This window comes from Sulfitobacter sp. AS92, assembly GCF_038900015.1.
GTDB lineage: Bacteria > Pseudomonadota > Alphaproteobacteria > Rhodobacterales > Rhodobacteraceae > Sulfitobacter.
This window is the reverse complement of sequence record NZ_JBBMQL010000002.1, coordinates 383,470-402,865: the sequence shown is the minus strand read 5'-3', so window position 1 is coordinate 402,865 and position 19,396 is coordinate 383,470. Positions and strand designations below refer to the sequence as shown.

General features: G+C 60.5%; 18 protein-coding genes. 6 read left to right on the top strand and 12 right to left on the bottom strand.

Annotated elements, in window-relative coordinates:
- Window positions 1-7: 7 nt before the first annotated feature.
- Genes WNY61_RS05130 through cobT form a run of 3 tightly spaced genes read right to left on the bottom strand, consistent with a single transcriptional unit; the run spans window position 8 to window position 4,092 of the window.
- Window positions 8-352: a DUF427 domain-containing protein gene (locus WNY61_RS05130; protein WP_342850376.1), complete on the bottom strand. Its 345-nt coding sequence runs from the start codon at window positions 350-352 to the stop codon at window positions 8-10.
- A 34-nt stretch (window positions 353-386) separates the two neighbouring features.
- A complete protein-coding gene (locus WNY61_RS05125) occupies window positions 387-2,177 on the bottom strand; it encodes an aminopeptidase P family protein (protein ID WP_342850375.1) in 1,791 nt (596 codons plus the stop codon).
- Between the two features lie 40 nt (window positions 2,178-2,217).
- On the bottom strand, window positions 2,218-4,092 hold the full coding sequence (gene cobT, locus WNY61_RS05120; RefSeq protein WP_342850374.1) for a cobaltochelatase subunit CobT: 1,875 nt from the start codon (window positions 4,090-4,092) through the stop codon (window positions 2,218-2,220).
- Between the two features lie 215 nt (window positions 4,093-4,307).
- On the opposite strand from cobT, the gene WNY61_RS05115 reads away from it, so the two are divergent.
- Window positions 4,308-5,153 (top strand): PRC-barrel domain-containing protein, encoded by an 846-nt coding sequence (locus WNY61_RS05115; protein WP_342850373.1) that lies wholly within the window; start codon window positions 4,308-4,310, stop codon window positions 5,151-5,153.
- A 76-nt stretch (window positions 5,154-5,229) separates the two neighbouring features.
- Here the strand turns inward: WNY61_RS05115 and cobS are convergent, their stop codons facing one another.
- Both cobS and WNY61_RS05105 read right to left on the bottom strand, forming a co-directional pair.
- Window positions 5,230-6,216, bottom strand: coding sequence for a cobaltochelatase subunit CobS (gene cobS / locus WNY61_RS05110; protein WP_007119442.1), 987 nt, complete (start codon window positions 6,214-6,216; stop codon window positions 5,230-5,232).
- Between the two features lie 142 nt (window positions 6,217-6,358).
- On the bottom strand, window positions 6,359-6,985 hold the full coding sequence (locus WNY61_RS05105; protein WP_007119443.1) for a J domain-containing protein: 627 nt from the start codon (window positions 6,983-6,985) through the stop codon (window positions 6,359-6,361).
- A gap of 77 nt (window positions 6,986-7,062) precedes the next feature.
- Here WNY61_RS05105 and WNY61_RS05100 point away from each other — a divergent pair, with 77 nt between their 5' ends.
- Window positions 7,063-7,320: a BolA family protein gene (locus WNY61_RS05100; protein ID WP_007119444.1), complete on the top strand. Its 258-nt coding sequence runs from the start codon at window positions 7,063-7,065 to the stop codon at window positions 7,318-7,320.
- 10 nt (window positions 7,321-7,330) lie between these two features.
- Here WNY61_RS05100 and WNY61_RS05095 read toward each other — a convergent pair whose 3' ends face one another.
- From WNY61_RS05095 to WNY61_RS05080, 4 genes are all read right to left on the bottom strand, one after another.
- On the bottom strand, window positions 7,331-7,831 hold the full coding sequence (locus tag WNY61_RS05095; RefSeq protein ID WP_342850372.1) for a DUF4177 domain-containing protein: 501 nt from the start codon (window positions 7,829-7,831) through the stop codon (window positions 7,331-7,333).
- Window positions 7,832-7,867: 36 nt separating this feature from the next.
- Window positions 7,868-8,353, bottom strand: coding sequence for a thioesterase family protein (locus WNY61_RS05090; protein ID WP_342850371.1), 486 nt, complete (start codon window positions 8,351-8,353; stop codon window positions 7,868-7,870).
- Window positions 8,350-9,864, bottom strand: coding sequence for an Asp-tRNA(Asn)/Glu-tRNA(Gln) amidotransferase subunit GatB (gene gatB / locus WNY61_RS05085; RefSeq protein ID WP_007119447.1), 1,515 nt, complete (start codon window positions 9,862-9,864; stop codon window positions 8,350-8,352). Before gatB ends, WNY61_RS05090 begins: the two co-directional genes overlap by 4 nt.
- Before the next feature lie 71 nt (window positions 9,865-9,935).
- Entirely contained in the window at window positions 9,936-11,210 is a 1,275-nt protein-coding gene (locus tag WNY61_RS05080) for a hypothetical protein (RefSeq protein WP_342850370.1), read from the bottom strand.
- Window positions 11,211-11,464: 254 nt separating this feature from the next.
- Here WNY61_RS05080 and WNY61_RS05075 point away from each other — a divergent pair, with 254 nt between their 5' ends.
- A complete protein-coding gene (locus WNY61_RS05075; RefSeq protein ID WP_342850369.1) occupies window positions 11,465-12,211 on the top strand; it encodes a lytic transglycosylase in 747 nt (248 codons plus the stop codon).
- On the opposite strand, the gene WNY61_RS05070 is transcribed toward WNY61_RS05075, so the two are convergent.
- Both WNY61_RS05070 and pepN read right to left on the bottom strand, forming a co-directional pair.
- Complete coding sequence (locus WNY61_RS05070; protein WP_342850368.1) at window positions 12,212-12,643, bottom strand: hypothetical protein; 432 nt, start codon at window positions 12,641-12,643, stop codon at window positions 12,212-12,214. It lies immediately after the preceding gene.
- 22 nt (window positions 12,644-12,665) lie between these two features.
- Window positions 12,666-15,224: an aminopeptidase N gene (pepN, locus tag WNY61_RS05065; RefSeq protein ID WP_342850367.1), complete on the bottom strand. Its 2,559-nt coding sequence runs from the start codon at window positions 15,222-15,224 to the stop codon at window positions 12,666-12,668.
- Window positions 15,225-15,327: 103 nt separating this feature from the next.
- Between pepN and WNY61_RS05060 the strand changes: the two genes are divergently transcribed.
- The 3 genes from WNY61_RS05060 to WNY61_RS05050 all read left to right on the top strand — a co-directional run bounded on the left by WNY61_RS05060 (window position 15,328) and on the right by WNY61_RS05050 (window position 18,646).
- Entirely contained in the window at window positions 15,328-15,558 is a 231-nt protein-coding gene (locus WNY61_RS05060; RefSeq protein ID WP_342850366.1) for a hypothetical protein, read from the top strand.
- 84 nt (window positions 15,559-15,642) lie between these two features.
- Window positions 15,643-17,805, top strand: a complete 2,163-nt coding sequence (locus tag WNY61_RS05055; RefSeq protein WP_342850365.1) for a malate synthase G — start codon at window positions 15,643-15,645, stop codon at window positions 17,803-17,805.
- 58 nt (window positions 17,806-17,863) lie between these two features.
- On the top strand, window positions 17,864-18,646 hold the full coding sequence (locus WNY61_RS05050; protein WP_342850364.1) for a gamma-glutamyl-gamma-aminobutyrate hydrolase family protein: 783 nt from the start codon (window positions 17,864-17,866) through the stop codon (window positions 18,644-18,646).
- 158 nt (window positions 18,647-18,804) lie between these two features.
- Here WNY61_RS05050 and WNY61_RS05045 read toward each other — a convergent pair whose 3' ends face one another.
- A complete protein-coding gene (locus tag WNY61_RS05045; protein WP_342850363.1) occupies window positions 18,805-19,392 on the bottom strand; it encodes a transposase in 588 nt (195 codons plus the stop codon).
- Window positions 19,393-19,396 lie beyond the last annotated feature (4 nt).

Genomic DNA, 19,396 nt, shown 5'->3' with positions numbered 1-19,396 from the left:
TCCGTTATCAAAGGCGTTCGATGGCGATTTCTTCCATCGGCGTGAAGGCAAGATAACCTTTGATCGCCGCGACATCCGCTTTTGGATCTTCGTAGGACCAGACGGCATCTTCCAACGTGCGGCTCTTGGTCACGACGGAGTAATAGCTGGCATCGCCCTTATAGGGGCAATGCGTCGTCTTGTCGGAGCCATCGAGAAAGGCCATGGCGATGTCACCGCGGGGAAAATAAATCACCGGCGAATAGTCACCCTCGCGCAGTTCCAGGGCCTCTGTCGTTTCGCCTAAAATTGCACCGCCAGCGCGGATAACCCATGTGCCTTGGGCCGGAGTAATCGTAATATGGTCGGACATGCCGTACCCCCCTAGTTTTACTGAATTCGGACGCTCATAGGGGCGCCGTTGCCGCATCCAACCACAGTTTCGTAATAGGTGATAGCCGCGGCCCGATCTTTTCCGCAACGTCGCGGTGATAGGCGTTCAACCAATCGCGCGCCTCTGGGCTCAGTGCCTCGGCATCAATCAAACGTCGATCAATCGGCACGAGCGTCAGGGTGCGCCAATCCAACATTTTGCGATGCGCGTCTCCGCCGGACAGGGCGGGGGCCTCTTGCACCACCAGAAGGTTCTCAATGCGAATGCCGAACGCCCCCTCGCGGTAATATCCCGGCTCATTGCTAAGGATCATACCTGGTAGCAGCGGCACATGGCTCATCCGGCTCAGCCGCTGTGGCCCCTCATGCACCGACAGGTAGGCGCCAACGCCATGCCCCAGACCATGATCGAAATCCTGCCCCGCCATCCAAAGCGGCAAACGACCCAACATTTCGATATCCCGCCCGGCCAGCCCACGCGGCCAGCGTAGACGGCTCATGGCGATCATGCCCGACAGCACCCGCGTAAAGGCGCTGCGGGCTTCTGGGTCCGGCGTGCCGATGGCGATGGTGCGGGTGATATCCGTAGTCCCATCAAGATACTGACCGCCACTGTCGAGCACCAGCAAATGCCCATCTTCCAGCACGCTATCGGTCTCTTCGTTCACCCGGTAATGGATAATCGCCCCGTTTGGCCCGCTGCCCGAAATCGTCTCGAAACTAATGTCGCGCAATGCTGGGTCACGGCGGCGCAACTCTTCCAACCGGCGCACGACTTTTATTTCCGTAATCGATCCCGGTTCTTGCGCATCAAGCCAGGCCAGCAACTCGACCACTGCCGCACCATCCCGCAAATGCGCCTCCGCGGCCCCGGCAATCTCAGCCTCATTCTTGCAAGCTTTTGGAAGGGCGCAGGGGTCTTCCCCCGCCTGCGCGCGATCCCCCAGCAGTTCCGCGAACAGAACCGGAGCCGACTGCCGATCAAGCCGAACCGGCCCCTCAAGCGCGTTCAGATAGTTGGGCAGGGCCTCAGGATCATGCGGCACCACCTCGGGCCCCAGATGATCCAGCACATCCACCAGCTTTTCCGCCGCCATAAACAGATCAACCCGCGCATCGTCGTGCAGCACCGCAAATCCATGCGCCACCGGATTGCGCGGAATGTCCTGCCCGCGAATATTCAACAACCAATTGTGGCTATCCGGCAAAGTGATCAGAGCCGCCTTCTGCCCTGCCGCGCGCAGATCCGCCGCCAAGCGTTGCCGCTTGGCCTCATGGCTCTCCCCGGCAAAACGCTCTGGATGTGCCGCCACTTTGCCCACTGGTGGCGCAGGTTGGTTTTCCCAAACCCGGTCCACCATGTTCTCGACGCGCCGCAGCTCAATGCCAGAGCCGGCTAGTGCATCCATCAACAGATCCATTTGTCCCGGCGTATGCAACCATGGGTCAAATCCTATCACACCGCCCTCAGGCAACTGGTCCTTCACCCAATCAGCAAGAGAGGTCTCTGGCCATGCTACAGGCGTAAAAACATCCGCCACCTGCGCCTTCACCTGCGTGCGGTAGCGCCCGTCGATAAAAACCCCCGCCACATCACGCAGCGCCGCACAAAAGCCTGCCGATCCGGTAAACCCCGTCAGCCACGCCAAACGATCATCACGTGGTGCTACATATTCCCCTTGATGCGCATCGGCGCGCGGCACCAGAAACCCGTCCAGCCCCGCACGTAGCAATTCTTCGCGCAGCGCCGCCAAACGCGGCGGCCCCTGTTCCGGACGTGCGGTGACCTCGAAACTCTGGAACAAACGCCCCTCCTTCATCTTTTCTTAAATACCGTCCGACGGTTCAGCCGCGGCGACGCATGCCCATGGCACGCGCCCGTTTCCGCGGATCGCTGTCGAAGAGCGCGGCAAGCTGTTCGGTCATCGCCCCAGCCAACTGATCAACATCCGTAATTGTGACGGCACGGTCGTAGTAGCGTGTCACGTCATGGCCGATGCCAATCGCCAACAATTCCACGGCGCGGCGTTTCTCGACCATGGCGATCACATCGCGCAGGTGTTTCTCCAGATAGTTGGCCGGGTTCACCGACAGCGTGCTGTCATCTACCGGTGCACCGTCCGAGATTACCATCAGGATCTTGCGTGCCTCATGCCGTGCGGTCATGCGACGATGCGCCCATTCCAGCGCTTCACCGTCGATGTTCTCTTTCAGCAGCCCTTCTTTCATCATCAATCCGAGGTGGTCACGGGTCCGCCGCCATGGCGCGTCAGCGGATTTATAGATGATGTGGCGCAGATCATTTAGCCGCCCGGGCTGCGCAGGCCGCCCGTCGTTCAGCCACGCCTCACGGGCCTGACCACCCTTCCACGCGCGGGTGGTAAATCCGAGGATTTCTACTTTAACGTTGCACCGCTCCAGCGTGCGCGCCAAAACATCGGCGCAGATCGCGGCGATTGAGATGGGCCGCCCGCGCATAGAGCCGGAGTTGTCCAGCAGCAGCGTCACCACGGTGTCGCGGAATTCCGTATCCTTCTCCACCTTAAAGCTGAGCGGCGTGGTGGGGTTCGCCACCACCCGCGCCAGACGGCCTGCGTCCAGCGTGCCCTCTTCAAGGTCAAACTCCCAAGAGCGGTTTTGCTGTGCCTGAAGGCGGCGTTGCAGCTTATTGGCCAGACGGCCTACCGCGCCTTTAAGTGGCTCAAGCTGCTGATCCAGATAGGCGCGCAGACGCTCCAACTCAATCGGATCGGCCAGTTCTTCGGCGCCGATCACCTCATCATGCTCGCCCAAATAGACGCGGTATTCGGGGTCAGCATCCGAGACAGGCGGCGGGGGCGGCGGGTCCATGGGCGCGTCGCCCTCGGGCATATCGGCCTCGTCGCCCAATTCCTGATCGGCCTCATCGTCCATCGAGACCTGCGCCTGACTTTCGTCCTGCTGCTGCTCTTGGCTGTTTTCGGGCGTGCCTTCGGCCTCTTCCTCGTCCTGATCGTCTTGCCCCGTGCTGTCGGGATCTTGCTCCTCCTCGGCGCCCTCTTCGGCCTGATCCTCTTGGGTATCATCTTGTTGGTCGGGGTCGTCGCCCAGCTGATCGCCATAGCCAAGGTCAGAGATCATCTTGCGCGCCAACCGTGCGAAATCGGCCTGATCGGCGAGGCTGCCGTCGAGCCCCTCCAGCGTGCCGCCCGCCTGATCCTCAATAAAGCCGCGCCACAATTCCATCGCATTCTCGGCCCCGGCGGGCAGCGGACGCCCGGTGGCGAGATGGCGCACCATATAGCCTGCCGCCACCGCAAGCGGCACATCACTGGCCTGTTTGGCCTGATCGTAGCCCTTGCGCAGCGCGTCATGTTTGATCTTTACGTCGATATTGCCCGCCGTGCCGGGCATGTCGCGCGCGCCCATCGCCTCGCAACGCGCGGTTTCCATCGCTTCATACAGCTCGCGCGCCATTTCGCCTTGGGGTGCATAGCGGGCATGGGTCGCGTCATCGTGATAGCGACGGTTCAGCGCCAGCGCATCGGCGGTGCCACGGGCCAGTAAAACCTCTTCGCGGGTCATCCGTCGGCTGACCTGCGGCAGGCGCATCGCATCACCGGAAAGCCCTGAGGGATCAACGGAGTAGCTGACATTCAGATCGGCGTCATCGGCCATCACTTTGGTCGCCTCTGCGAGGGCCTTTTTGAACGCGTCAGCGGGGTTGTCGGATTTCTTCATGAGCCCATGCCTTTGTCAGCTTTGACATGAGGTTTGGCAGGTTTTCGCAGAAGGGTCAAAGGGGCAGGACCACTGCACGGTATGCGCCAGTTTCCGCCCATATCACCCGCTGAGCGGGAACCCCCACCCGTAGATCGGCATTTCCCCAGCAGTCGACGCATCGGTGCCGCTCTGAACCCTGGCAGCAACGCGTCTCAGCAAGTAGGAGTGAGAAAATGACCAACTTTATGCAACACGCAAGCCGTCTGGCTATGATCGCTGTTTTGGGTGCCGCGCCTTTGGCCGCCACCGCACAGGATGCCACAAAACCCGCAACCGATGAAGCCACCGCCGAAGCGCCGCAGACTGATGAGGCGGCTCAGGCTGGTGAGGCCAACGCGAGCGATGATGCAGTAGAGGCCGAGACCGAGACCGACACTGCCGAAGCGCCCGAAGGCGACGCCGAGATGGAAGCCGACACGGCAGAGGCGCCTGAAACTGACGCCGAAATGGAAGCCGATACGGCAGAGGCGCCTGAAACGGATGCGACCGCCGACAGCGCCGATGCACCGGCGACAACCGAGCCGATGACCGAAGACACCGCAGAGGCCCCCGCGATTGAGCCGATGACCGACGATGCCGCCACCGCCGATGCAACCGCCGAAGCACCAGTGGAAGAGCCTGCAAAGCCGGTTGAAGGTCAAATCACCATGCAGAGCGAGAACACGATCCTCGCTGATGACCTGATTGGCAGCAATGTCTTCTCAGACGCTGGTGAAAAGATCGGTGATGTGGATGACTTGATCGTCAACCTTGATGGGACCGTCGAAGGCGTTGTCATCGGTGTTGGTGGTTTCCTCGGATTGGGCGAGAAATGGGTGGCTGTTAAGATGGACAGCCTGTCAACCATGACCGACGAAAGCGGCACGCTGCGTTTGGTGTCTTCGGCCACCAAGACCGACCTTGAAGCCGCAGAAGCCTTCAAAACCGCGCAGGATATGGAAGCCGAGCAGCAAGCGCTTGAGAATGCTGCCCCACAAGACCCCAACGCGGTCACGACTGAGCCCACGCCTGTCAACTAAGCACGGGCCACAGCCGGGACGAAGAAGGGGCGCTGATACCAGCGCCCCTTTTTCTGTGTTCAATGGTGAAGCGAGGTCACCCCAAGCTGAGGCTCGCAGCACTTTCGGGCAGTTCTTCATCAAACAGACGCTGGTAGAATTCCGCAACGGTCTGCCTCTCCAACTCATCACATTTGTTGAGGAAGGACAGGCGGAAGGCGTAACCCACATTGCGGAAGATTTCCGCGTTCTGCGCCCATGCGATGACGGTCCGCGGGCTCATCACTGTCGAGAGTTCACCATTCATGAAGGCGGTCCGGGTCAGGTCGGCCACGGTGACCATCTGCTTGAGGGTCTTGCGGCCCTTCTCGGTATTGTAATGCGGGTTTTTGGCCAGCACGATCGCGGTCTCGGCGTCAATGCTGAGGTAGTTCAGCGTGGCGACGAGCGACCAACGGTCCATCTGCGCTTGGTTGATCTGCTGGGTGCCGTGGTAGAGGCCGGTGGTGTCGCCCAAGCCCACGGTGTTGGCCGTGGCGAAAAGGCGGAAATAGGGGTGCGGGGTGATGATCTCGTTCTGATCCATCAGCGTCAGTTTGCCGTCATGCTCCAGCACACGCTGGATTACGAACATCACGTCTGCACGGCCCGCGTCGTATTCATCGAACACAATCGCCGTCGGATTGCGCAGCGCCCAAGGCAGGATGCCTTCGTGGAATTCAGTAACCTGCTTGCCGTCGCGCAGTTTGATCGCGTCTTTGCCGATCAGGTCGATCCGGCTGATGTGGCTGTCGAGGTTGACGCGCACGGTGGGCCAGTTCAGCAGCGCGGCGACCTGTTCGATATGGGTCGATTTGCCGGTGCCGTGGTAGCCTTGGATCATGACGCGGCGGTTGTGGGTAAAGCCCGCGAGGATCGCCAGCGTCGTGTCAGGGTCAAACTTATAGGTGCTGTCGATGTCCGGCACGCGGTTGGTACGCTCAGGGAAACCCTTGACGATCATATCGGAGTCGATGCCGAAAACGTCGCGAACCGAAAGCTCTTCGGTGGGTCTCATGTTCTGTTCCAGTGCGCCGTCAGCCATCGCTCGTCATCCTTTTCCTTAGGCGCGCAGTTCGGGCCGCGCGCGTATCTGGTGCAACATATCGTGCCTATCCGCAAGGGGAAGGGGGAACTGGCATTATCCGCAGGGACCAGTGCGCCCTCTGCGCCGCCTTGCCGATTTATTAATCCTTGAAGTTTCGGCTGGCCTTGATCTGATCCCATGCCCAGACGACCAGCTGCAGCTGCTCTTCTTGGCTGCGGTCACCGCCGTTCATGTCAGGGTGCAGCACTTTGATCAGCGCTTTGTAGGATTTACGCACCTCGGGCTTGGTCCAAGTGTCCTTGGCCTCCAGAATCTCGATCGCACGACGCTCGGTCGGGGGCAGGCGGCGGCCCGCTTGCTGGCCTTTGCCTGGGTTCTGGGTCGCGTTCTTACCCAACACCTGATGCGGGTCTTCGATACCAAGGCGGGCCCATGCGCGTTGTTCAGGGTCGCCGAGCGGCTTGGTGGCGCGTTCCCAGACCTTGTCCTTGGACATTTGCGCGTTCAACTCGGCTTCGGTGGTGCCATCAAAAAAGCTCCACTTCGCGTTATATTCGCGGACGTGCTGCTGGCAGAACCAGAAGTAGTCATCCAGCACATCCGGCGCTTTGGGCGCGCGGAATTTGCCCGCTTCTTCGCAGCCTTCGTGGTCGCAAATCCGGGTGGAAGTCTCAGACGCACCAGACATGCCGCGACGGCCGCGGGGGTTTTTCTTTTTGGAGGACGACACGGACATGTCGAATCCGAAGGGATCAGCTTTTGGCATGTGGATAGACCTTTCCGACTCAGGCCGGTCACCATATACCCTGCGTCGCAGGATTGAAGGGGGCCGAGGTAAAAAACATGTCGACAACTCAAGAGATTTCAGACCGACTGGAGGCCGAATTTGCGCCGCGAGAGTTGGATGTGGTGGATGACAGCGAAAGCCATCGCGGTCATGCCGGGTTTCAAGAGGGGGGCGAAAGCCACTTCAACGTGCGCATCCGCTCAGAGCGTTTTAAGGGTCAGAACCGGCTGGCGCGGCACCGTGCGGTGCACAATGCCTTGGGGCCGGATCTGATGGGGCGCATCCATGCGTTAGCGCTTGATCTGGACGAATAGAAGCCCGCGCTTAGGGCTTTGATTTATCGTCGTCTTCGTCGGTTTTGTCCGGCGAGGACACTTCCGGCGCTACGCCTTCCGAGGTGCGGGTAAGAAACGCCGGGGGCATCGCCTTTTTAGCAGGCTCCACCTTCGCAGGTTCCTCCTCATCCGGTGTGATGGAGGCGGGGGCATCGGCCTGAAGCGCCGTGTCTTCTCCCTCAATCGTGGCGGCCAGCGCGGGCGTTGCGGATGCGGCAGGAGAGGGCAAAAGGTCGGTGTCATCTTGCTGGGTGGCGGCGGTGGCCAAACGGCGGAACACCAGCACATTGCGCCATTCTGTCGTTGTCGACGTTAGGCCAGACCGCTCCTGCGACGGCAACGTCTCAGCGCGCTGGTATTCCCAGCCCTCAGCAGCGAGTTCGTTCAGACACTCTTCCAGCGTGTAGGCAAAACGGTCTTCGGCAGACTTGAGGCCCTTGTTCTTCAGGCTTTTGGTAGGAGCGGGAACGATCTTGTATTCAAAGCGCATAAGAACCTCATTGAGAAAGCCGCGAAGGCCGGAATGTTATGTAGATTTGCGACGGATGCCGATGCTGCGCCCTGCCTGCGTGGGCGTGGGCAGGGTGGCATGCGCGCGGTGCATCTTGTCAAGTTTGGCCAGCACGGCCTCGGGCATCGGGGCGACGCGCGGGCCGGATTGGTCCACGTGTAATGTGAGCCCTTCGCCTGTAGCAGCGAGCCACCCGTCGCTGTGCCAAAGCTGCTGGAAGCTGTGAAAACGCTTTTCATCGTAATCAAGCAGTTGCAGCGTCGTATAGACGCTGTCGCCCTCGTGCAACTCGCGCAGGTAGCAGACATGAAATTCCGCTACATAGGTGGTGCAACCGGTCCGCTGATAGTCGGGGCCGAAACCAATCTGCGCATAGGCTTGGTCGACGCCCTGATCGAACAGGACGTTGTAATAGGCCATGTTCAAATGACCATTGAAATCAATCCACTCGGGGAGAACTTTCATCTCGCTCGAACGGAAGGGGGCCGGGGTCTCGCTCATTGCTGAGCGAGCTTGCGCGACACGATTTCGTTGACGGCCTTGGGGTTGGCCTTGCCGCCCGTGGCTTTCATCACCTGACCGACGAACCAGCCTGCAAGTTTCGGGTTCTGCTGTGCCTTGGCAACCTGATCCGGGTTGGCGGCGATGATTTCATCCACCGCAGTCTCAATCGCGCCGGTATCGGTTACCTGCTTGAGGCCTTCGGTCTCGACAATCTCTGCCGGGTCGCGGCCCGTTGTATAGGTGATCTCAAAGACTTCTTTGGCGATCTTGCCCGAGATGGCATCCGAGGCGATCAGATCGACGATTGCGCCCAACTGCGCCGGGCTGACCGGGCTGTCGGTGATGTTCTTGTCGTCTTTCTTGAGGCGTCCGAACAACTCGTTGATGACCCAGTTTGCCGCCATCTTGCCATCACGGCCCTGCGCCACGGCCTCAAAGTAGCCTGCGCTGTCGAGATCGGCGGTTAGAACGGAGGCGTCATAGTCGCTGAGCCCAAAGTCGCCAATGAAACGCGCTTTTTTCTGGTCGGGCAATTCCGGCAGGTTCGCGGCGATCTCATCGACCCAGGCTTGCTCGATTTCCAAAGGCAGCAGGTCGGGGTCGGGGAAATAGCGGTAGTCATGCGCTTCTTCTTTGGAGCGCATGGAGCGGGTCTCTTGCTTGTCGGGGTCAAAGAGGCGGGTTTCCTGCACGACTTCGCCGCCAGCTTCGACGATGGCAATCTGGCGTTTCGCTTCGACTTCAATGGCTTGCTGGATGAAGCGCATGGAGTTCATGTTCTTGATCTCGCAGCGGGTCCCTAGGTGAGAGAAGTCCTGCGTTTCTTGATATTTCTCGTACTGACCGACACGGCAGATCGACACGTTCACGTCAGCGCGCATCGCGCCCGACTGCATGTCGCCGTTGCAGGTGCCCAGATAGCGGAGGATCTGGCGCAGTTTACTAAGGTAAGCTGCGGCCTCTTCCGGGCCGCGAATGTCGGGGCGGGAGACGATCTCCATCAGGCAAACGCCCGTGCGGTTTAGGTCGACGAAGGACATATTCGGGTCCATGTCGTGGATCGATTTGCCCGCGTCCTGTTCCATGTGGATGCGTTCGATCCGCACCAGCCGCGCGGTGCCGTCGCCAAGCTCTACCAGCACTTCGCCTTCGCCGACGATGGGTTCATAAAGCTGACTGATCTGATAGCCCTGCGGCAGATCGGGGTAGAAGTAGTTCTTGCGGTCAAAGGCGGACTTCAGGTTGATCTCGGCCTTGAGGCCCAGCCCGGTGCGCACCGCTTGTTCGATGCAGTATTCGTTAATCACCGGCAGCATCCCCGGCATCGCGGCGTCAACAAACGCCACATTGCTGTTGGGCTCCGCACCGAATTGGGTGGACGCGCCAGAGAAGAGCTTGGCGTTCGACGCGACCTGCGCGTGCACCTCCATGCCGATGACCAGTTCCCAGTCATGTTTGGCACCGGCAATCACGCGCGGTTTCGGGGTGTCGTAACTCAGATCAAGCATCGCGGCCGCCTTCGGTCAATTGGAACTTGGCCGGTCATACTGGAGCGCAACACGCGCTTCAAGAGGCAGGCTTAGCCCGGCTGTGCAATCGCGCGACGTCCTTCGGTAAAGATGACCCGTTTGCCGGCATCAATCTCGCGCTGAAACAGCCCGGTGATGATGCGCATTGCCTCGTCTCGGCCTGTTGCGGCAAAGCGGCTGGGGGAGCGGACGCGCAGGTTGTTGTCAAAGCCGCGCGCGGCATGGGCCCACAGCATCGGATGCAGTTCGGTCATATGATCCCGCACGATCCAGCGCGCGCAATTTGCGATTTCGGCGCGCACGGCCCCTGCGGCATCCTCGGACGGGGCGGCTTGGCCGATGGCGCTGGCACAATAGGCGGCCAGCAGGTTGGCGGTATGCGGATCGGGGCGGTGCGCGAGGATATCACGCAGCCCTTCGATGAAGAACGGCACGTCAAGGTTGGCACAGGCCTGCGCATCGCAGCTGATCGCGTCGAATTGCACCCACGTATAGCCGCCCGCGCCCCATGTCTCTTCGGTCCGCGCGGCAGTGCGACGGGCTTCGAGTTCTAGTTGGGCGTATGAGCCATGCCACCGCGGCAGAAGGTGGTTGCCCATAGCCCGCATGGGGCGCGGGTTTTCGGGGTTCAGGTCAATGAGCCGTTCATAGCGGTCAGCAACCATGCGGGTGTCACCGCCTGATCCCCCAAGCAAGGCACAGCGCGTCGCCGCGAGCAGGGGCGAGCCCGCCGTGTCCTTATCGAATGGCGCGAGGATTTCCTCAGCGCGGTCAAAGTGTGCCTCAAAGGCTGCGCGGTTGCGGACGGGCACGTCACTGTCCCAGCCGGTACCGCGCCACGCCCAGCCGATGTCAATGTGCGCTTGGGCCACGATGGCCGCGATCACTTGGTTGCCAGCATGGTCTGCCAGCACATATTCCAACGCTTCGATCCCGGCCATCAACGGCGCATCGCTGGCCGGTTTGCCGTCATAAAGCGCATGTTCGGCGGCAAGAATCACATCCGCCCGCGCGCCAAAGGCCATCAACTCGGCCACCGGCATCGCGCCCGGCGTCATTTCGCGGTTCATATCGGCGTCATGCAGCAGGTCTGCCATCTCCTCCCAGCGTTCCTGGCGCACCAGCCACTGCGCGCGGTACTGGTGGCGGTCGCGCTGCATCTCTTCGGCGGTGGGATCGGCGCAGGCAATCCGCAGCAGCGCATCGCGCGGCGCACGGCGGCGCAGCATCGGCATTTCCAGTGGCTCAAGCTCAGGCGCTTGAGGCGCGGACTTGGCAAAAATCCCCTGCAAGGCGGACGGGATCATGTGAGCGAGGTTCTTCATCTGGGGCCGGTCCTGCCTGCTATTTTCGATGGCTTAGATTTGACCGGGCAATGGGGCGGAACCGTGACCACGCTGCGGAGGTTTCGGGAAATTTCTGCAGCGAAGCGGGGCAGGACAACGTGCGGTCTTGGTCGGCAACCTCAAGGCCGTGCCGCCCCTTGAGCCGCGATCAGAGGAAAACTGCCGATGCCAAGCCGCCACCGCGCTTGCCAAGCGCCGTTTGGGGCGGTCTTATGCGCGCCATGAAACCTGCCATGATTGCCCTAATTCTTTGCGCCAGCCCCAGCTTTTTGTTGGCTGACCTTTCCAAACAACCCGGCCCCGTTTCGGCGACCGAGGCTGAGGCCGTCGTACAGACCGCATCTGTGCCACTGTCATTTCCCGACGAAGTTGAGGCCGACACAACCCCTCCCGCACTTGAGACTGCGCCCTTTACCACCTCCTTGCGCCCGTCGGCACGCCCCGGCAACCTGCCGCGCACGCGTTGGCAGCATATGCGGGGGCATTCCCTATGGACCCGTGCGGCAATCTCGGCACTGAAATCTCACGGTAAGCCCTTGGTGGATATGGTGCCCGCAGATGTGGAGGAATGGTGCCCGGCCTATCCGACAGCATCAGACAGCCAGCGGCGCGCCTTTTGGGTTGGGTTCATGTCGACGCTGGCGAAACATGAGAGTACCTATCGGTCTTGGGCCGTGGGCGGCGGGGGGCGGTGGTATGGGCTGCTGCAAATCCTGCCCGGCACCGCGCGGGGCTATAAATGTAATGCGGGCAGCGGCGATGGGCTCAAGAATGGGGCCGCGAACCTAAGCTGTGCCGTACGGATCATGGCCACAACTGTGCCCCGTGACGGCGTGATCGCCGGAAATGGCAGGCGAGGGGTCGGGGCCGATTGGGGGCCGATGCGCAGTGCGTCCAAACGTGAAGATATTGCCCGCTGGCTGCGGCAGCAGTCCTATTGCAAGCCTTTAGGGACCACCCGGCCTCGCAGCCGACCTTAATTATTGGATTAGCGTGAAGTGATGTCGCTGCGTGGCGACGCTGCGTGCCTGAAGCGCGGTTTCAAACGCGCGGTGCGGTGGCGTGGCCTCGAACGGCAGCTTGATCTTGCGGCCCGATCGCAAGACCACTGTGGCGCGGACTGACATGTCCAGCCGTGTATCAAGCCGGATGTGATCTATCTGCGACAGCGCGATCTTTGCGTCGCGCTTTCCGGTGAACCATGACAAGTCGCTAGAGGTCAGGGTTAGGCCGCTTGGGGGATCCGTAAAAACCTCCCACAGGGCGGGTAGGGTAAACAGCCCCAGCAGCCCCATGATCCAGCCCGATGCATCCAACCAAACCCAAGCCGCGGTTAGTCCTGCCCAGATTGTGGGCAGCACCAATACTGCGGGTCGACTGCGGCCATGGCGGCGGTAATCATAGGTCGCCATGGACTCTGTTTGGGTCAAGGTCTCAGGCACCGCGAATGCGGCTGAGCATTTCTGACGTGTCCCGGCTGAGCGTGGGACTGGCGAGGATTCGGTCCAATTGCGTCTGGATCATCTCCTGTCGCGCCGCATCATAGCGCCGCCATGTTTGGAAGGCCGAGCACATTCGCGCCGTGGTCTGCGGGTTCACAGGATCGAGCTTGATCAGCCAATCGGCCAGCAGTGCGTAGCCTTTGCCGCTCTCGTGGTGGAACCCGGCATGATGCGTGGCAAGACTGCCAAAGACCGCGCGGAAGCGGTTGGGGTTCTTCCAGTTAAAGTCCGTGTGCTGGGTAAGCTTTTGCGCGACCTCGGCGGCCTGCTCCGGGGCCGCTTGAGAGACCTGCAGCCCAAACCATTTGTCCATCACCAACCGGTCCTCGCGCCACTGCGCCTCAAACTCAGCCAGTGCCTCGTCGCCATGGCCCGCGCGCAGTAACGCGGCCAAAGCGCTCAGTTGCTGGGTCATGTTGTCGGCCTGATCGTATTGCGCCTGCGCGCGCGCCGGACCCTGCACGCGGGTGAGTAGGGCAAGGGCCGCATTGGTTAACGCGCGTTTGCCCGATTGTTCGGCATTGGGCTGGTAGGGGGCGTCGACGGCGTGGCGATCGTAAAGCCCGCTCAGGGTTGAGGCGAAAGCCTGTGCCATTGCATCGCGGGTGGTCTCAACAGCAGCATGGATCGCGGCAGGGTCCGGCGTGTTGCCTGTATCATAGAGGGTGTTTGCCAGATCGGCATGGCTGGGTAGGCCAAGCATCAGCGCGCGGTAGGCGGGCTCCAACGCTTCATCGCTTAATACGGCCTGGAGTGCGCCAAGCCATTCAGCGTCCGGCGCGCTGCCTTCGGTGATCGTTGCCAGCAAGGACTGTCGCGCCAAAGTGCGCCCGGCCTCCCATCGGTTGAAGGGATCGCTGTCATGGGCCAGCAGAAGCAGACGTTCCTGTTTTGAGAGGTCATGTGCAAGCACCACCGGCGCAGAGAAGCCACGAAGGACAGAGGCGACAGGGCGCGCATCCAGCCCGTCGAAGGTAAAGCTCTGCTTGGCTTCGGTCATCTCCAACACGCGGGAGGGGACCACTTCGGCACCATCCTCGCCAATCAGCCCCACAGTGATGGGCAGGACCTGTGGCTCGGGCTTTGGCGTGGCCGTGCTGGGCGGCGTGTGTTGGGTGAAGGTGAGCGTAAAGGCGCCTTTGCCCGCGTCCCAAGCCTCCGACACCGACAGGCGCGGTGTGCCAGCTTGGGAATACCAGCGCTTGAACTGGGTCAGATCCCGGCCCGTGGTTTCCTCAAACACCTTTAGCCAATCTTCAATCGTTGCGGCATCGCCGTCGTGACGTTCAAAATAGAGGTCCAGCGCCTTGGCATAGGCGTCATCGCCCACCAATGTCTTGAGCATGCCGATCACCTCGGCGCCCTTTTCATAGATGGTGGCGGTGTAGAAGTTGTTGATTTCCTGAAAGCTTTCAGGCCGTACCGGATGCGCCAACGGGCCTTGATCTTCGGCGAACTGACGGCCGCGCAAGTCGATCACGTCGCTGATGCGTTTCACCGCCGGAGAGCGCATATCGGATGTGAACTGGCTGTCGCGATAGACCGTCAGCCCTTCTTTAAGACACAGCTGGAACCAATCGCGGCAGGTGATGCGGTTGCCGGTCCAATTGTGGAAATACTCATGGGCGATGATCGCCTCAATCCGCTCGAAATTGTCATCAGTCGAGGTTTCGGGAGAGGCGAGCACGGCGGCGGAGTTGAAGATATTCAGCCCCTTGTTTTCCATCGCGCCCATGTTGAAATCATCCACTGCGACGATGTTGAAAATATCGAGGTCATACTCGCGGCCATAGACCTCCTCGTCCCATTTCATGGAGGCCTTCAGCGCTTCCATCCCAAAAGCGCATTTGCCCTCGTCGCCGGGGCGCACATAGAGGTTCAGCTCAACATCGCGGCCCGACATGGTGGTGAAGCGGTCGGAATGGGCGACTAGATCGCCCGCGACCAGCGCGAATAGGTAGGCGGGCTTCGGCCATGGATCATGCCATTCGGCATGGTTCTGCCCCTGCGCCACTGGATTGCCGTTGGAGAGCAATACGGGATGCGGGCCGTTAATCGTGACGGTGAAGACGCTCATCACGTCGGGGCGGTCGGGGTAATAGGTAATTTTGCGAAACCCTTCGGCCTCGCATTGGGTGCAATACATGCCGCCCGACATATAAAGCCCTTCGAGGGCGGTGTTGCCTTTGGGGTCAATCTCCACCTCAGCCTCCCAAATGAAAGGCGCGTCGGGGACATCGCAGGTTAGGCCACGGTCCGTCACCTTGGGGGTAACCGGCTTGCCATCAATCTGCGCGGAGACCAGCTTGAGGTCTTCGCCATGCAGGAAAAATACGGCATCCTGTGCTGCCGGATTTGGGCGAAACAAGATGCGGCTTTTCACCCGCGTCTTATGGGGATCAAGGTCAAAGGTCAGCGCCACCTCATCCACAAGAAAGCCGAACGGCTGATAGTCGCTGAGATAGATCGTTTGGGGGGTGGCGTAGCGCATTGGGCCTCCAGTGGGGGGAACGTAAATGGTTTGGGAGAGGTTAGGTCTCTAGGTGGCGGCCTGCAAGCCGAGCTGCCCTAACTTCGAGCAATGAGGTATATCCATGTCCGCTCCCGACACCGATACCAAAACGCAGAAGAAACGCCATCGCCACGCGCTGATCGGTATCAAAACCGCAATCATCGCGGGGGCGCTGTTGATGATTGCTGGCATTGTTTATGCCGTGCTCCAGGCCACCGACCCTTCCCCCGATGGAGATGTGCAGCCCGTCGATGGCCCGGCCGATATTGAGCCCGTGATCGCCAGACCGCAACCGGTTGAGGAGCACCGCTAGACCCGGCATTCGCCGCACGCTTGCGCGGCTTCGCCTTTCTGCTAGACATTTCCAAATGGTATTCAGTGCGGGAGAGGGCAGAGAATGACGGGCAAGGTTGATAGAAACGGTTTGCAGGTAGAACCTGCACTGGTTGAGTTCATTGAAACATCGGCTTTGCCGGGAACCGGTGTAACGGCAGCGGCTTTCTGGGCTGGTTTTTCTGATCTGGTCCACGAACTTGGCCCCAAGAACCGCGCCTTGCTGGAAAAACGCGCCGACTTGCAGGCGCAGATTGACGAATGGCATCGGGATCGCACAGGTCAAGCGCATGACGCGGAAGGCTACACCACCTTCCTGCGCGAGATTGGCTATCTCCTACCTGAAGGGCCCGCTTTTGAAATTAATACTCAAAACGTAGACCCCGAAATTGCCCAAGTGCCGGGGCCGCAGCTTGTTGTGCCGATTACCAACGCACGCTTTGCGCTCAACGCGGCCAATGCGCGCTGGGGCAGCCTTTATGATGCGTTCTATGGGACCGATGCGCTGGGCGACCTGCCAAGCGGTCAAGGTTATGACGCTAAGCGTGGCGCGCGGGTGGTCGAACGCGCGAAAGCGTTTTTGGACGAAGCGGCGCCGCTCTCAGCGGGCAGCCACGCGGATTTAGCAGGCTACCGTGTGGTGGACGGCCATCTGGAAGGTGTGATGGCACATGATGCAGCGCCTTGCGGGTTGGCAACGCCAGCGCAATTCGCGGGCTACCGCGGCGCAGCCGAAGCGCCAGACGTAATCCTTTTGCGTAACAACGGGTTGCATATTGAAATCATAATCGACCCAGATCACGCCATCGGCAAAGATGATCCCGCGAGCGTCGCCGATCTGATCATCGAATCCGCGCTTTCAACCATTATGGATTGCGAAGACAGTGTCGCTGCGGTGGATGCCGAGGATAAGGTGCTGGCCTATGGCAACTGGCTCGGCCTGATGAAGGGCGATTTGGCGGAAACATTCGAGAAGGGCGGTAAATCCGTCACTCGGCGCATGGCCGAAGACCGTCGCTACACCGCGCCGGATGGTAACGGAGACGTCACCCTCAAAGGCCGTTCGCTGATGTTGGTGCGCAATGTGGGGCACCTGATGACCAACCCCGCCGTGCATGACCGCGAAGGCCGTGAAGTTGGCGAAGGCTTGATGGATGCGATGATGACGACGCTGATCGCAATGCATGATCTGCAGCGCGAGGGGGGGAACTCAACAACCGGCAGCGTCTATGTGGTGAAGCCCAAGATGCACGGGCCCGAGGAAGTGGCCTTTGCCGATGAAATCTTTAGCCATGTGGAAAAGACACTCGGCCTGCCGCAAAACACGGTGAAGCTGGGCATTATGGATGAAGAGCGCCGCACCAGTGCGAACCTCGCTGAATGTATCCGCGCCGCGAAAGATCGGGTCGCCTTCATCAACACAGGCTTTCTTGACCGCACGGGCGATGAGATTCACACCAGCATGGAAGCCGGGCCGATGGTGCCCAAAGGCGAGATGAAGAACAGCGCTTGGATCGCCGCCTATGAAGACCGCAACGTCGATATCGGGCTGGCTTGCGGCCTTCAGGGCCGCGCGCAGATCGGCAAGGGCATGTGGGCCATGCCCGACCGCATGGCCGAGATGCTCGACGCCAAGATCGGCCACCCGCAGTCCGGCGCGAATTGTGCTTGGGTGCCGTCACCAACCGCCGCCGCGCTACATGCCACACATTACCACAAGGTTGACGTGCTGGCGCGGCAGGAAGAGATCAAAGAGGGCGGTGCGCGCGGGACGCTTGATGCGCTGCTGACCATCCCCGTGATGGAAGGCCGCAACCTCAGCACCGAAGAAATCACCCGCGAGATTGAGAATAACGCCCAAGGTATCCTGGGGTACGTTGTGCGTTGGATCGACCACGGGGTTGGCTGCTCTAAGGTGCCTGACATTAACGATGTCGGCCTGATGGAAGACCGCGCCACTTGCCGCATCTCGGCCCAAGCGCTGGCCAACTGGCTGCACCACGGTGTCATCAGCCGCGAGGAGGTCGAGGCAGCGCTCAAAAAAATGGCAGCGGTCGTGGACCGGCAAAACGCCGACGATCCAAGCTATCGCTCGATGGCGCCCGACTTTGACGGGGTGGCATTTCAGGCGGCCTGTGATCTGGTTCTCAAGGGCCGTGAGCAGCCCTCAGGCTATACTGAGCCGGTGCTCCATGCGCGACGTTTGCAGTTGAAGGCGCAGCGCTGAGGTTGAGGCCCCGGCGCGAAGCGCATATGGTTGGGCCATCGTGGAAAAGAGGTAACTCATGGCTCGACCCGTCGTTGGTATTATTGGCAATTCCTACCTGCTGAACGATAGCTATCCTGTGCACGCAGGCGGGCAGATGAACACCGAAGCGATCGCCGAAGTGTCGGGCTGCCTGCCGCTGATCGTTCCAGGCGATCCGCGCTTTGTCTCGGTCGATGAGTTACTTGAGGTCTGCGATGGTTTTCTGCTGACCGGCGGGCGGCCCAATGTCCATCCTGAAGAATACGGCGAGCCTGAGACCGAAGCACACGGCGCGTTTGACCGTGCCCGCGATGCTGTTGCGCTGGCGCTCGTGCGCGCCTGCGTGGCACGGGGGCAGCCGTTCCTTGGCCTTTGCCGAGGGTTTCAGGAGGTAAATGTGGCCATGGGCGGCTCGCTCTACCCTGAAATCCGTGATCTGCCGGGCCGAATGAACCACCGCATGCCCCCCGATGGCACGATCGAGGAGAAGTTTGAGCTGCGTCATGACGTGACCTTTACCGAAGGCGGTGTGTTTCATCAGGTGATGGGCGCACCAAAAGTGCTGACGAATACGCTGCATGGGCAGGGGATCAAAGAGCCCGGCCCGCGCGTGGTGATCGACGGTCGTGCCGATGATGGCACGCCCGAGGCGATCTACATCAAAGACGCGCCGGGCTTTACCCTCGCGGTGCAGTGGCACCCTGAGTGGAACGCGGCCAAAGACCCAGTCTCGCGGCCCTTGTTCGAGCAATTCGGCGCAGCGGTAAGGGCTTGGGCGGCGGATGGGTCGGCCCTGCCGGTGATGACGGCCGCGCAGTAGCAGCGCCGGGCGCTTTACCTAAAAGAAAGCCTGCTCTGGTATCCGCTTAGACTGAAGTATATCGGCGGTGTACGCGCAGTTTTGCTATCAAGCCGTTGGTCTCTGCGTCTCACGCCGCATCCAACGTGTTATAGACCGCAATAGGCAAACCACTGGCCTTAGCTGTGCAATCGATCCGATGGGCCGTTGAACAGAGCAAGTTGGTTAAGCGGTGTCAAGTTGTCGTCCAGCACATCATCTTCCTCTAGGTGATCCACAACGTCGAAATTTGGTGGCACCTTGCGCGCTGCTTTACGATTGTATGAACTGAATAACCAGTCTTCTGGACGCTCACAATAGCCTGCATGGACCGGACTGAGGTGCACCAAATCGCGGTGCCGGGCGAAATCAGCTTGATCCCGTATCTGATGTTCCCAAAATCGCCGTTGCCAAATCCCTTTCTCGCCGCGCTTGATCTGTTGCAGGCTGCGATGCGGGGCAGGCGGAAGGTGTTTTGAAAACCGGCCCTTCCACATGCCAACGCGGTTGGCATAATCGTGGTCGCCAATTGGCAGGGTCCAAATGGTATGGATGACATCCGGCAGCACCGCGATGGCGTCAATTTGGAAAGGTTTGCGCGCCAAGGTCTCTCGCATGGCCTGCCGCAGAACCGAGATATGCCGCAGCAGCGCGTCATCGCCCCGCCGCGCCAGTCGCAAGGTCAGGAAATAGCGGCCGGGGCCATGAGAGGAAGCGACGCGTTTCATGACC